Source organism: Nocardia sp. NPDC051570, assembly GCF_044454005.1.
Taxonomy (GTDB): domain Bacteria; phylum Actinomycetota; class Actinomycetes; order Mycobacteriales; family Mycobacteriaceae; genus Nocardia.
The window spans coordinates 582,336-595,387 of the sequence record NZ_JBITDI010000004.1; the positions used below are offsets into that span (position 1 = coordinate 582,336).

Annotated in this window: 12 protein-coding genes; 9 read left to right on the forward strand and 3 right to left on the reverse strand. The window is 67.9% G+C overall.

Annotated features, from left to right (window positions below; all coding sequences use genetic code 11):
* Nucleotides 1-28: 28 nt before the first annotated feature.
* The 6 genes from ACIA76_RS12860 to ACIA76_RS12885 are packed head-to-tail and all read left to right on the forward strand — an operon-like array spanning nucleotide 29 to nucleotide 8,023.
* Nucleotides 29-1,459 (forward strand): family 2B encapsulin nanocompartment shell protein, encoded by a 1,431-nt coding sequence (locus tag ACIA76_RS12860; RefSeq protein WP_397151727.1) that lies wholly within the window; start codon nucleotides 29-31, stop codon nucleotides 1,457-1,459.
* A 12-nt stretch (nucleotides 1,460-1,471) separates the two neighbouring features.
* Nucleotides 1,472-2,413, forward strand: a complete 942-nt coding sequence (ispH, locus tag ACIA76_RS12865) for a 4-hydroxy-3-methylbut-2-enyl diphosphate reductase (RefSeq protein WP_397151729.1) — start codon at nucleotides 1,472-1,474, stop codon at nucleotides 2,411-2,413.
* Nucleotides 2,410-4,179, forward strand: a complete 1,770-nt coding sequence (locus ACIA76_RS12870; protein WP_397151732.1) for a 1-deoxy-D-xylulose-5-phosphate synthase — start codon at nucleotides 2,410-2,412, stop codon at nucleotides 4,177-4,179. The genes ispH and ACIA76_RS12870 overlap by 4 nt, the downstream gene beginning before the upstream one ends.
* Nucleotides 4,176-5,267, forward strand: coding sequence for a flavodoxin-dependent (E)-4-hydroxy-3-methylbut-2-enyl-diphosphate synthase (gene ispG / locus ACIA76_RS12875; RefSeq protein WP_397151734.1), 1,092 nt, complete (start codon nucleotides 4,176-4,178; stop codon nucleotides 5,265-5,267). The genes ACIA76_RS12870 and ispG overlap by 4 nt, the downstream gene beginning before the upstream one ends.
* Nucleotides 5,264-6,295 (forward strand): polyprenyl synthetase family protein, encoded by a 1,032-nt coding sequence (locus tag ACIA76_RS12880; protein ID WP_397151736.1) that lies wholly within the window; start codon nucleotides 5,264-5,266, stop codon nucleotides 6,293-6,295. The genes ispG and ACIA76_RS12880 overlap by 4 nt, the downstream gene beginning before the upstream one ends.
* Nucleotides 6,296-6,313: 18 nt before the next feature.
* On the forward strand, nucleotides 6,314-8,023 hold the full coding sequence (locus tag ACIA76_RS12885) for an FAD-dependent oxidoreductase (RefSeq protein WP_397151738.1): 1,710 nt from the start codon (nucleotides 6,314-6,316) through the stop codon (nucleotides 8,021-8,023).
* On the opposite strand, the gene ACIA76_RS12890 is transcribed toward ACIA76_RS12885, so the two are convergent.
* Nucleotides 7,921-8,205, reverse strand: a complete 285-nt coding sequence (locus ACIA76_RS12890) for a hypothetical protein (protein ID WP_397151740.1) — start codon at nucleotides 8,203-8,205, stop codon at nucleotides 7,921-7,923. The two genes, ACIA76_RS12885 and ACIA76_RS12890, sit on opposite strands and share 103 nt — an antisense overlap.
* Nucleotides 8,202-9,086: a mycothiol conjugate amidase Mca gene (gene mca, locus ACIA76_RS12895; RefSeq protein ID WP_397151980.1), complete on the reverse strand. Its 885-nt coding sequence runs from the start codon at nucleotides 9,084-9,086 to the stop codon at nucleotides 8,202-8,204. The genes ACIA76_RS12890 and mca overlap by 4 nt, the downstream gene beginning before the upstream one ends.
* Before the next feature lie 199 nt (nucleotides 9,087-9,285).
* Here mca and ACIA76_RS12900 point away from each other — a divergent pair, with 199 nt between their 5' ends.
* Together ACIA76_RS12900 and greA are read left to right on the forward strand one after the other, a co-directional pair.
* Nucleotides 9,286-9,711, forward strand: coding sequence for a DUF4307 domain-containing protein (locus tag ACIA76_RS12900; protein ID WP_397151742.1), 426 nt, complete (start codon nucleotides 9,286-9,288; stop codon nucleotides 9,709-9,711).
* 348 nt (nucleotides 9,712-10,059) lie between these two features.
* Nucleotides 10,060-10,554 carry a transcription elongation factor GreA gene (greA, locus tag ACIA76_RS12905; protein ID WP_397151745.1) on the forward strand — a complete coding sequence of 165 codons (495 nt, stop codon included), beginning with the start codon at nucleotides 10,060-10,062 and terminating at the stop codon, nucleotides 10,552-10,554.
* Nucleotides 10,555-10,632: 78 nt separating this feature from the next.
* Here the strand turns inward: greA and ACIA76_RS12910 are convergent, their stop codons facing one another.
* Nucleotides 10,633-11,781 carry a cystathionine gamma-synthase gene (locus tag ACIA76_RS12910; RefSeq protein ID WP_397151747.1) on the reverse strand — a complete coding sequence of 383 codons (1,149 nt, stop codon included), beginning with the start codon at nucleotides 11,779-11,781 and terminating at the stop codon, nucleotides 10,633-10,635.
* A gap of 96 nt (nucleotides 11,782-11,877) precedes the next feature.
* On the opposite strand from ACIA76_RS12910, the gene ACIA76_RS12915 reads away from it, so the two are divergent.
* Nucleotides 11,878-13,041, forward strand: coding sequence for an acyl-CoA dehydrogenase family protein (locus ACIA76_RS12915; protein ID WP_397151749.1), 1,164 nt, complete (start codon nucleotides 11,878-11,880; stop codon nucleotides 13,039-13,041).
* The last annotated feature ends 11 nt before the right edge of the window (nucleotides 13,042-13,052 follow it).

The following is a 13,052-nucleotide window of genomic DNA, read 5'->3' on the forward strand; positions in this document are numbered from 1 at the left end:
GCTTTACTCGATACAGAGAGGTAGCACCATGACCGCACAGCCCGAAACTGCCGCCGGCGCAGCCGATCTCGCCGCCGAACCGATGCAGCAGCTGTCGCTGAGCACATCCGCCGCCCGTAATCTGGCCACCACCACCAAGACCGCGCCGCAGATGGCCGGCATCACCTCACGCTGGCTGCTGCGCCAGTTGCCGTGGGTATCGCTGTCCAGCGGTACCTTCCGGGTCAACCGCCGACTATCGCTGCGCCGCGGGCGCGGGCGGGTCTCGTTCGTGCAGACCGGGGCGAACGTCGATATCGTCCCCGAGACGCTGGTCGAGATCCCCGTCCTGCGCGGCTATCAGGACGTCGAGGTGCTGGAGCGGCTGGCCCGCCTGTTCATCCCGCGCGAATTCGGCGTCGGCGACACGATCGTCGAGGAGGGGCAGCGGGTGCAGGAGGCATTCATCCTCGCGCACGGCCGACTGGAGCGGATTACCACAGGCACCTACGGCGACCGCGAACTGCTCGGCGTGCTGACCGACGGCGACCACCTCGGCGACGAGGCACTCCAGCAGACCGATCCGCTGTGGACCGCCACGGTCAAGGCCGTCACCGCGGGCACGATCATGGTGCTGCAGTGGCCGGAGTTCACCCATTTGATGCAGCAGTCCGCCAGCCTGCGCACGCAGATCGAGACCTTCATGAGCAACGCCGACCGCCGGGTCAACTCCAAGGGTGAGGCCGTCATCGACCTGTCCTCCGGACATCAGGGCGAACCCCAGATCCCCGGCACGTTCGTCGATTACGAACTCGCCCCGCGCGAATACGAACTCTCGCTGGCCCAAACGGTACTGCGGGTGCACACCCGGGTCGCCGATCTGTTCAACGACCCGATGAACCAGGTCGAACAGCAGTTGCACCTCACGATCGAGGAGATGAAGGAGCAGCAGGAGTGGGAGATGGTCAACAACCGCGACTTCGGCCTGCTCTACAACACCGAATACGACCAGCGTTTCGCCACCCATGCCGGACCGCCCACCCCCGACGATATGGATGAACTGCTGACCATGCGGCGCGGCACCAACCTGCTGTTCGCACATCCGAAGGCGATCGCGGCGTTCCTGCGCGAATGTAACCATCGCGGACTGGTTCCCGAGACCGTGGAGGCGGTCGGCGGCAAGCGGATCGTCACCTGGCGTGGCGTCCCGCTCTATCCGCTGTCGAAGATCCCGGTCAGCGACCATCAGACCTCCTCGATCATCGGCATGCGCACCGGCGAGGACGACGAGGGCGTGATCGGCCTGCGGCCCAAGGCGATTCCCGATGAGATCGAACCCGGCCTGAACGCGCGCTTCATGAGCGTCGACGAACACGCGATCATGTCGTATCTGGTCACCGCCTACTACTCGGTGGCGGTCCTGGTTCCGGACGCGATCGGAATCATGGAACACGTCGACGTCGCCGGACCGCGCGGCTGAGGCGGCACCCCGATGAACCGCACCGTATTGCTGGCCGCGCCGCGCTCGTTCTGCGCGGGGGTGGAGCGTGCCATCGAGACCGTCGAGCGACTGCTCGACGCTCCCGATCGCGAGGGCCCGATCTATGTCCGCAAACAGATCGTGCACAACAGCCATGTGGTGACCGGCCTCGCGGCGCGCGGTGCGATCTTCGTCGACGAATTGGATGAGGTACCAACGGATTCGACCGTCGTCCTCGCCGCGCACGGCGTCTCGCCCGCGGTGCGGGAGCAGGCCCGTGCGCGCCGCCTGACCGTCATCGATGCCACCTGTCCGCTGGTGACGAAGGTCCATACCGAGGCCCGCCGATTCGCCGACCGCGGCGATACGGTCGTGCTCATCGGGCATGCCGAGCACGAGGAGGTCGAGGGTACCTACGGTGAGGCGCCGGAGGCGACGGTGATCATCGATACCCCCGCCGAGGCCGCGGCCCTGCGGGTGCCCGACGAGTCCCGGGTCTCCTATCTCACCCAGACGACGCTCTCGATCGAGGAGGCCGAGGCCACGATCACCGCACTGCGACAACGCTTTCCGCAGCTGCGCGAGCCGCCGAGCGCCGATATCTGCTACGCCAGCACCAATCGCCAGCATGCGGTGGAGACGGTCGCGGCCCGCAGCGATGTCTTCCTGGTGATCGGCTCCGAGAATTCGTCGAATTCGAAGCGCATGGTGGAAGTCGCTCGCCGCCAAGGAATTCCGGCCTATCTCATCGATGATGCCGCCCGGATCCGCACGGAGTGGATCGAGTCGGCACAGGTCATCGGTCTGTCCGCCGGCGCATCCGCCCCCTCGGTTCTGGTGGATGCGGTGATCGAGGAGCTGCGCCGACGCGGCCCGATCACCGTCGAAGAAATCGTGACCGCAACGGAGAACATCTCGTTCGCCGCACCATCAGCCCTGAGGCGTCGATCATGACCGTACTGGACCACATCACCTGCCCGGAGGACCTCCGGCGACTACCGCGACGACAACTACCCCGGCTCGCTCAGCAGATTCGCGAGTTGATCCTCGAGACCGTACTGGGCACGGGCGGACATCTGGGCCCGAATCTCGGCGTCGTCGAACTGACGATCGCCCTGCATCGGGTCTTCGAATCGCCCCGCGACACAATACTTTTCGACACCGGTCATCAATCCTACGTGCATAAGATCCTCACCGGCAGGCGGGCGGATTTCGCCCGCGACCTGCGCCGGCCCGGCGGCCTGTCCGGCTATCCCAGCCGCACGGAGTCGGTGCACGACGTGATCGAGAACAGCCACGCCTCCACCGCCCTCGGCTACGCCGATGGCATCGCCAAGGCCCGTGCGCTGCAGGGTGATTCCGATCGCTCGGTGGTGGCGGTGGTCGGCGACGGCGCGCTCACCGGCGGCATGGCCTACGAGGCGCTGAACAACATCGGCGCGGCCGCACGCTCGGTGATCATCGTGCTCAACGACAACGGACACTCCTACTCCCCGACCGCCGGAGCCATCGCCGCGCATCTGGGCCTACTACGTGAGCGCGATCCGGACGACACCACGCCGACCGTCTTCGACCAGCTCGGCCTGAGCTATCTCGGCCCGATCGACGGTCACGACATCGCCGCCGTGGAAACCGTTCTGCGCCGGGCCCGCGACGCGGCGCGCCCGGTGATCGTGCACACCGTCACGGATAAGGGCCGCGGCTACGGACCGGCCTGCGCCGATGCCGAACGCCTGCACACCGTCGGCCCACACGCCAACTCCGGCGGAAAACCGGCCTGGACCGCCGTCTTCGGCGAGGAGCTCGTCGAAATCTCTTATCGCCGAGGCGATATCGTGGCCACCACGGCCGCCATGCCGGGCCCGACCGGGCTGGCCCGCTTCGCCGAGCACTTCCCGGATCGGTGCTACGACGTCGGCATCGCCGAACAGCATGCCCTGGCCAGCGCGGCGGGCCTGGCCACCGCGGGGCTGCATCCGGTGGTGGCGGTCTACTCGACCTTCCTCAACCGTGCCTTCGACCAACTGCTGCTCGATATCGGACTGCATCGGCTGCCGGTGACCCTCGTGCTGGACCGCGCGGGAATCACCGGGCCGGACGGACCGAGCCACCACGGCATGTGGGACCTCACCCTGCTGGCGACCGTGCCCGGCCTGCGGGCGGCCGCACCCCGCGACGCCACCCGATTGCGGGAACTGTTGTGGGAGGCGGTCGATCACGAGGCCGGTCCCACGGCCGTGCGATTTCCGAAAGCATCGGTGGGACAGGATATTCCGGCCGTGGAACGCCATAACGGCCTGGATCTGCTGTACCGTGCCCCGCGGCGCGACGTCCTGCTGATCGGCGTCGGACCCCTGGCCGCCGAATGTCTGGACGCCGCACACCGACTCGCCGAATCGGGCATCGCGGCCGATGTCGTCGACCCGCGCTGGGTGCTACCGATTCCCGATGCCCTGATCGGCCTGTGCCTGCGGCACCGGCTGGTCGTCGTGGCCGAGGACAATACGGGCGCGGGGGCGGTCGCGGCGGCACTGGGCCGCGCGCTGACCGAGGCCGGAAGTCCGGTCCCCGTGCGCGGACTCGGCCTGCCCCAGGAGTTTCTGCGCCACGGCAACCGCGCCGATCTGCTCGCCGAGGCAGGCCTCACCGGCACGGGTATCGCGGACACCGTGCGCCAGGCCCACCTCGAACTCGTGGACCGGCAGGAGGTGACCTCGTGAACATCGACCAACTCCCGCGGCGCGTATGCCGCCGGGTCCATATCGGTCCCGTGGCCGTCGGCGGCGACGCGCCGATCTCGGTGCAGACCATGACCACCACCCGCACCGCCGATATCGACGCCACCCTGCAGCAGATCGCGGCGGTGACCGCGGCCGGCTGCGATATCGTCCGCGTCGCGGTTCCCACCCCCGACGACGCGGCCGCGCTGGCGACCATCGTCGCCAAATCGCCGCTGCCGGTGATCGCCGATATCCACTTCCAGCCGCGCTACGTCTTCGCCGCCATCGACGCGGGCTGCGCCGCCGTGCGCGTGAACCCCGGCAACATCAAGGAATTCGACGATCGGATCGGCGAGATCGCCCGCGCCGCGGCCGCCGCCGGAACCCCGATCCGGGTGGGCGTCAACGCCGGATCGCTCGATCCGCGGATGCTGGCCCGCCACGGCGGCGCGACCGCCGAGGCCCTGGTGGACTCCGCACTGCACGAGGCCGCGCTGTTCGAGGAGCACGGCTTCCGCGATCTGAAGATCGCGGTCAAACATCACGATCCGCGCACCATGATCGCCGCGAATCGGCTACTGGCCCGGCGCTGCGACTATCCGATCCATCTCGGCGTCACCGAGGCCGGGCCGCTGCTGCAGGGCACGATCAAATCCGCGGTGGCCCTGGGCATACTGCTCGCCGAGGGTATCGGCGACACGATCCGGGTGTCGGTATCCGAGCCGCCGACCGAACAGGTCAAGGTGGGCAATCACATTCTGCAATCGCTGGGGCTGCGGCCGCGCACGCTCGAGATCGTCTCCTGCCCCGGCTGCGGCCGGGTCCAGGTCGATATCCACCAGCTCGCCGCCCGGGTGGAGGCAGCGTTCCAGGGCTTCCCGCATCCCCTGCGGGTCGCCGTCATGGGCTGCGTGGTCAACGGTCCCGGCGAGGCCCGGGAGGCCGATCTCGGCGTCTCCTCCGGTAACGGCAAGGGGCAGATCTTCGTCAAGGGCCAGGTGGTGCGCACCGTATCCGAACAGCAGATCGTCGACGCGCTCCTGGAGGAAGCCGTGGCCCTGACCGAGGATTCCGAGGTGATCCGATGACCGCCACCACCAGCTCCCCGCTGCTGGATTCGGAGGCCGTGCGCGCCCGGATCGACGCGGTGCTGCGAGAATTCCTGCGCGACAAGGCATCCGCCGAGACCGAGCGGCGGCTGCCGCCGGATATCACCGAGGCCGTGCGGACGTTCCTGTTCTCCGGCGGTAAACGCATCCGGCCGATGTTCTGCGTCCTGGGCTGGTATGCCGGGGGCGGCTACGGCCTGCCACTGGAAATCGCGCGCGCCGCGGCCGCGGTGGAGATGTTCCACGCCTCGGTGCTCATCCACGACGACATCATCGACGATAGCGACACCCGCCGCGATCAGCCGACGGTCCACCGCCGATGCGGCACCGGCGCGGCGATCCTGATCGGCGATTTCGCGCTGGCCTGGTCGGACGAATTGCTGCATACCGCAGGACTTTCCGCGGATCGGATGCATGCCGCGCTGCCGGTGATCGATGCCATGCGCAGCGAGGTCGACTACGGCCAGTATCTCGATCTGCGCACCACCGGACGCCCGACCTCCGATCTGGATCGGGCCCTGGAGATCATCCGATACAAGACCTCCGCCTACACCGTCGAGCGGCCACTACAGCTCGGCGCCGCCCTCGCCGAGGCGGATGACGGTGTGGCACCGGCACTTTCGCTATATGCCCGACCGCTCGGCGAGGCCTTCCAACTGCAGGACGACCTGTTCGGGGTGTACGGCGATCCGGCCCGCACGGGCAAGTCCAATCTCGAGGATCTGCGCAGCGGGAAACATACCGCGCTGCTGGCCCTCGCGCTGGGCCGGGCGACGCCGCGCCAGGCCGAACGGCTGCGTCGCCTGGTCGGCGATCCGCGGCTGGACGACCACGGCGCGGCCGAATGCCGAGATCTGCTCACGGTTCTGGCGCGCGAGCCGGTGGAGCAGATGATTCGCGAGCGTTGGCTGCGGGCGCAGCGCGCCCTCGACAAGGCGCCGTTCCCACCCGAAGCGATCACCGCGCTGCGCCGGTTCGCCGACGCCCTCGTCGCGCGGACCGCCTGAGCACGCCAGGAGGACACGATGGCCTATGTCATCACCCAGCGCTGTTGCAACGACGCCGGCTGTGTGGCCGAATGCCCCGTCGACTGCATCCGCCCGACCCCGGGCCAGCCCGAATTCGCTACCACGGAGATGCTCTACATCGACCCGGCCACCTGTATCGACTGCGGCAGTTGCGTTCCGGCCTGTCCGGTGGGCGCGATCTTCGCCGAGGAGGATCTGACCGCGCCGCTGCGCCGCTACGGCGAGATCAATGCCGAGTACTTCCACACGAATCCGCTGCGCGCCGACACCACCGCGGAACCGGCGGCCCCCGCACGCCTGCCGCGCGGGCACGACCCGCTGCGGGTGGCCGTGATCGGCTCCGGCCCCTCGGCCTGCTACGCGGCCGCGACGCTGCTGTCGAATCCGGGCGTCGAGATCGATATGTTCGAAAGACTGCCCACCCCTTGGGGTTTGATCCGATCGGGAGTGGCGCCCGACCATCTCGGCACCAAGGATATCGCCGAGGTGTTCGAATCCGGTTTCGTCACCGACGCTTTCGCCTATCACCTGAATGTCACTGTGGGTCAGCACATTCGGCTCGCCGAGTTGCTGCGGCATCATCATGCGGTGATCTACGCGGTAGGCGCCGCGGGCGATCGACGCCTGGGCATTGCGGGTGAGGATCTGCCCGGCAGCCATCCGGCCACCGAGTTCGTCGCCTGGTACAACGGCCATCCCGAGCACGCCGATCGCGTCTTCGACCTGTCCGGCGAGCGCGCGGTGGTGATCGGCAACGGCAATGTCGCACTGGACGTGGCGCGCGTGCTGACCCTGGATCCGGCCGAGCTGGCCCGCACCGATATCGCCGATCATGCCCTGACGGCGTTGCGGGACAGCGCCGTTCGCGAGGTCGTCGTGCTCGGCCGGCGCGCTCCGCGCCAGGCCGCCTACACCGCCGGGGAATTCCTCGCGCTGGGTCAGCTGCCCGGCGTCGATGTGCTGATCGAGGACTCCGGGCCCGACGATCCCGGGGCGGATCTGAAATACCGCCTGCTGCAGGAGTATTCCCGCAACCGCCCGACGCCCGGTCACAAGCGGATCGTGCTGCGCTATCTGGCCTCTCCGATCGCACTGCACGGCGCCGATCGGGTGCGGCGGCTCGAGTACGGGCGCAACGAAATACGGTGTGTGGACGGCGAATCGGTGCCGGTACCGACCGGCCGGACCGCCACCCTGGACACGACGCTGGTGCTGCGCGCGATCGGCTACCGCGGCGTGGCGATGGCGGATCTGCCGTTCGACGAGGCGCGCGGCGTGATCCCGAACGACCGGGGCCGCGTGCTCGGCCACGACGGCGTCTACGTCACCGGCTGGATCAAACGCGGCCCGCGCGGCGTGATCGGCACCAACCGCACCGACGCCGAGGAAACGGTCGCCCATCTGCTCGACGATTTCACCGCCGGACGACTGCGCACACCCGAATACGGCCGAGCGGAACTACACGACCTTCTCACCGAGCGCCGCCCGGACCGCATCGACCGCGCGGGCTGGCGCGCCATCGACACCGCCGAACGCCGCGCCGGACAGGCCGTCGGCCGACCGCGGATCAAACTCACCGATACCGCGGCACTGCTGGCGGTGGCTCAGGAGGCGTCGGGTGTGGCCTTGGGCTTGTTCCCGGACTCCGACAACTCGGCCTCATCGTGTTCCACCACACCGGCTTCGGTGCCCTCGTCGGCCTCCTGATCCGGTTCCGGATGCTCAGGGGAGAACTCCGCGGGCAGGCGCTTGATGTGCTTGTTCATCGAGCGGATCAGCAACACCGTGCCCACCAGCAGGATCAGGATGATGACCAGGCCCAGCGGGGAAGCCTTGCCGAATTCGGGGCCGGTCGGATTGGTGCTCTGCGCCAGCAGGGTCACGATCATCGGACCGGATCCTCCTCGACCTCGGCCTCGCGGACCCCGGCGAACAGATCGGTCTCGGGCAGTTCGGTCCGCACCCGGGTGCGGGCCAGCTCGAATTCCTCGGTGGGCCACAGCCGTTGCTGCATCTCCAGCGGAATCGCGAAGAACGCGCCGTTGGGGTCGATCTGGGTGGCGTGCGCACGCAGGGCGTCGTCGCGCTGCGGGAAGTACTTCGCGCATTCGACCTGAGTGGTCACCCGCGACATGCTGTCCCCGCGCTCGGCGGCGGCCTTGCGGATGCGATCGAGCCAGTCCTGCATGGGGAACGGCTCGCCGATCCGCTCGAACTCCGCGGCGAACACCTCGAGCCGCTGAATGCTGAAACCGTGGTCGTAGTACAGCTTCAGCGGTGTCCACGCCGGTCCGGCGTCCGGGAAGCGCTCCGGATCGCCCGCGGCCTCGAACGCGGCCATCGAAATCTGGTGGCACATGATGTGATCCGGATGCGGATAGCCGCCGTTCTCGTCATAGGTCGTGATGACGTGCGGCCGGAATTCGCGCACGACCCGCACCAGCGCCTCGGTGGCCTCCTCGAGCGGCACCAACGCGAAGCTGCCCTCGGGCAGCGGCGGCAGCGGATCACCCTCGGGCAGACCGGAATCCATGAAGCCCAGCCAGGTCTGGCGCACGCCCAGCGCCCGGGCGGCCTCGGCCATCTCCTCGCGACGCACCTCGTTGATGCGCTCGAGGATGCCGGGGACGTCCATCGCCGGATTGAGGATCGAGCCGCGTTCGCCACCGGTCAGGGTCACGACCAGAACGTCATTGCCCTCCGCGGCGTATTTCGCGGTTGTCGCGGCGCCCTTGCTGGACTCGTCGTCCGGGTGGGCATGCACCGCCATGAGGCGAAGTCCACTCACGCCTGATTCACCTCGTCGATCACCGTGTTCACCTTATCGCTTTCCCATGCGGGTGCCGAGTCCGTGCGGCGCGCCGCCGGGGGCCGGCCCTACGGGCCCGACCGGCCGCGCCGATCTCCACTCCCTATAGTTCCATTCGACCTTCGTTTGTTCCGACCTACCCCCCGGGAGCGACCAGATCATGAGCGAGGCGGACGACCGGGTAGCCGATCGCTACGGCGCCCGACCTCATCGCGACCGTCGCTGGATCGTGCCCGCGCTCGGCGCGGTGGTGGTGCTGCTCGGGCTGGGCGTGGCCTATCTGGGTTATCGCCAGTTCGGTCCGCAGGACATCGAGCCCGATCAGCTCGGCTACGCGTTCGTGAACGACTCGACCATGGACATCCATTTCAAGGTCACCCGCAAACATCCCGACCAGCCGGTCGTCTGCTTCGTGCGGACCATGGACTCCGACGGCTCCGAGGTCGGCCGGCGCGAGGTCCTGATCCCGCCCTCGACCAGCGGCACGGTCGAACTCACCGCAACCGTCCGCAGCACCGCCCGCCCCGCCAACGGGAACATCTACGGCTGCGGCGGCACGGTGCCGGAGTATCTGAAAGCTCCCTGAGAAAACGGCCCTTCGCAACCCCCGAAATGCCGGGCCAACAGGGCAAAACACGCAGTAAAGACTGCTCCGACCTGCGTTTTTGTAAATCGTGCTAAAATAGCCCGATACACGGTTCCGGAACCTCGGAGCCGTGTTTGCTGCATTGGCGGCCAGCGCTGTCGGTTCCGGGGCACATGGTGCCCACATCCTCGCATGCGGGGATGAGCCCAGGCCTGTCGGGACCGAGGACGTCCCCCAGGGATCGCTCTAGCCGTCCACTGCTGCCGCATATCTCCAGATCCGGGGGTGTGCGACGGCGGAAACAGGGAATCCCGGCTCGCCGGGAACAACTACTAGGGAGTGATCGAGATGACTGAGACGAACGTGACCTGGCTGACACCGGAGTCGCATGACAGGCTCAAGGGCGAACTCGACGCGCTCATTGCCAACCGTCCGGTCATCGCGGCCGAGATCAACGAGCGCCGCGAAGAAGGCGACCTCAAGGAGAACGGCGGCTACCACGCCGCGCGCGAGGAGCAGGGCCAGCAGGAGGCCCGCATTCGTCAGCTGCAGGAGCTGCTGAACAATGCGAAGGTGGGCGTTGCCCCCTCGGTTTCCGGTGTGGCCCTACCGGGTTCGGTCGTCAAGGTGTATTACGACGGCGACGAGAGTGACACCGAGACGTTTCTGATCGGCACCCGCGAGGAGGGCCTGGGCAACTCCGATCTGGAGACCTACTCGCCCGCATCGCCGCTCGGTGGCGCGCTGATCGACGCCAAGGTCGGCGAGACCCGCGAATACACGCTGCCCAATGGCAAGACCATGAAGGTGACGCTGGTCAGCGCGGAGCCTTACCACAGCTGATACAGGGATTTCGGCGGGCCCGGCAATGGATTGCAGCACCATTGCCGGGCCCGCCCCCTTATCTCAGTGCACCGCTTATCACTTCAGTGCCTGCTCCACATCGGCGAGCAGATCGGCGATGTCCTCGATGCCGACCGACAGCCGCACCAGATCGGCGGGCACTTCCAATTCCGAACCCGCGGTCGACGCATGCGTCATGGCCCCTGGATGCTCGATGAGAGATTCCACCCCGCCCAGTGATTCGGCGAGAGTGAAGATCTGGGTGCGCGCGCAGAAGTCACGCGCGGCCTGCTCCCCGGCGTGCAGCCGCACCGAGAGCATGCCGCCGAAGCGGCGCATCTGCTTCTGCGCCACCGCATATCCGGGATGATCGGGCATGCCCGGATAGATCACCCGCGAGATCGCGGGATGATCGGCCAGGAACCCGGCGATCGTCTCGGCGTTATCGCAATGCCGATCCATCCGCACCGCAAGGGTTTTCACCCCGCGCATGGTCAGGAAGGCGTCGGTGGGGCCGGGCACGGCGCCCGCGCCGTTCTGCAGGAAGGCGAAGGCCGCGTCCAGTTCCGGATCGTCGGTGATCAGCGCGCCGCCCACGACATCGGAGTGGCCGCCGAGGTACTTGGTGGTCGAATGCAGCACGATATCCGCGCCCAGCAGCAGCGGCTGCTGCAGATACGGCGAGGCGAAGGTATTGTCCACCACCAGTTTCGCGCCGCCGCCGTGGGCGATATCGGCCAGCGCCGCGATATCGCCGATATTGAGCACCGGATTGGTCGGCGTCTCCAGCCAGACCAGTTTCGTCGTGGGCCGCAGTGCCGCGCGCACCTTGTCCGGATCCGACACCGGGGCCACCGAATACTCGATACCCCACTGCGTGAACACCTTATCGATGAGCCGGAAGGTGCCGCCGTAGGCATCGTCCGGAATCACCAGATGATCGCCGGGCCGCAGCACCGACCGCAGCAGACAGTCGGTGGCCGCCATGCCCGAGGAGAATGCCCGCCCGTGCCGCCCCGATTCGAGCGCGGCCAGATTCGCCTCCAGGGCGGTTCGGGTCGGATTACCGGTGCGCGCGTATTCGTACCCGCCGCGCAGCCCGCCCACCCCGTCCTGGGCGAAGGTCGAGCTCGCATAGATCGGCACGTTGACCGCGCCGGTCTGCGGATCGGGATCGAACCCGGCGTGCACGGCCCGTGTGGAGAAACCCAGCTGATCGTCCGTCATGGTTGCCAGCCTAAGGCTGTGGTCCCGCAGCGTGCCTCCGGGTTGGCCCGCCCGTTGTTCCCGCGCGCCGGTCAGCCGACCATTAGTGTGGCCATCATGACCACGGTTGACGAGCTATTCGCCATCGATTCCCTGCTCACCGATACCGAGCGGCAGATCCGGGACACGGTTCGGCTGTTCGGGGAGCAGCGGCTGCGCCCCTACGTCGCCGAATGGTTCGAGGCGGGGACGTTCCCGGCTCGTGAACTGGCGCCGGAGCTCGGCAAGCTCGGGCTGCTCGGCATGCATCTCGAGGGTTACGGCTGCGCGGGCACGTCCGCGACCGAGTACGGGCTGGCCTGCCTGGAGCTCGAGGCCGTGGATTCCGGTGTGCGCAGCATGGTTTCGGTGCAGGGTTCGCTGGCGATGACCGCGATCCACAAGTACGGCTCCGAGGAGCAGAAGCAGCGGTGGCTGCCCGAGCTGGCCGCGGGCAACGCCCTGGGCTGTTTCGGCCTGACCGAACCCGATTTCGGCTCGAATCCGGGCGGCATGCGCACCCGCGCCAAGCGCGACGGGACGGATTGGGTGCTCGACGGATCCAAGATGTGGATCACCAACGGCTCGGTCGCCGATGTGGCCGTGGTGTGGGCCCGCACCGAGGAGGGCATCCGCGGCTTCCTGGTTCCCGCGGGCACCCCCGGCTTCACCACCCGCGAGATGCATCACAAGCTGTCGCTGCGCGCCTCGATCACCGCGGAGCTGGATCTGGACGGGGTGCGGCTGCCCGAGGAGGCATTGCTGCCGGAGGCCAAGGGCCTGGCCGCACCGCTGGGCTGTCTGTCGGAGGCCCGGTTCGGCATCGTCTTCGGCGCACTGGGCGCCGCGCGCGACTGCCTGAGCGCGGCCATCGACTACGCCCGCACCCGCCAGGTATTCGACAAGCCGCTCGCGGCCTATCAGCTGACCCAGGCCAAGATCGCGGATATGGCCGTCGAACTGGGTAAGGGTCAGCTGCTGGCCCTGCATCTGGGCCGGTTGAAGGATCAGGGCGGACTGCGGCCCGAGCAGGTCAGCGCGGGCAAGCTCAACAGCACCCGCGAGGCGATCGCCATCGCCCGCGAATGCCGGACGATCCTCGGCGCCAACGGCATCACGCTGGATTATCCGGTGCTGCGCCACGCCAACAACCTGGAGTCGGTGCTGACCTACGAGGGCACGGCCGAGGTCCATCAGCTCGTACTCGGCGAGGCGCTCACGGGATCCAAGGCATTCCGCTGACCTTGTGAAAC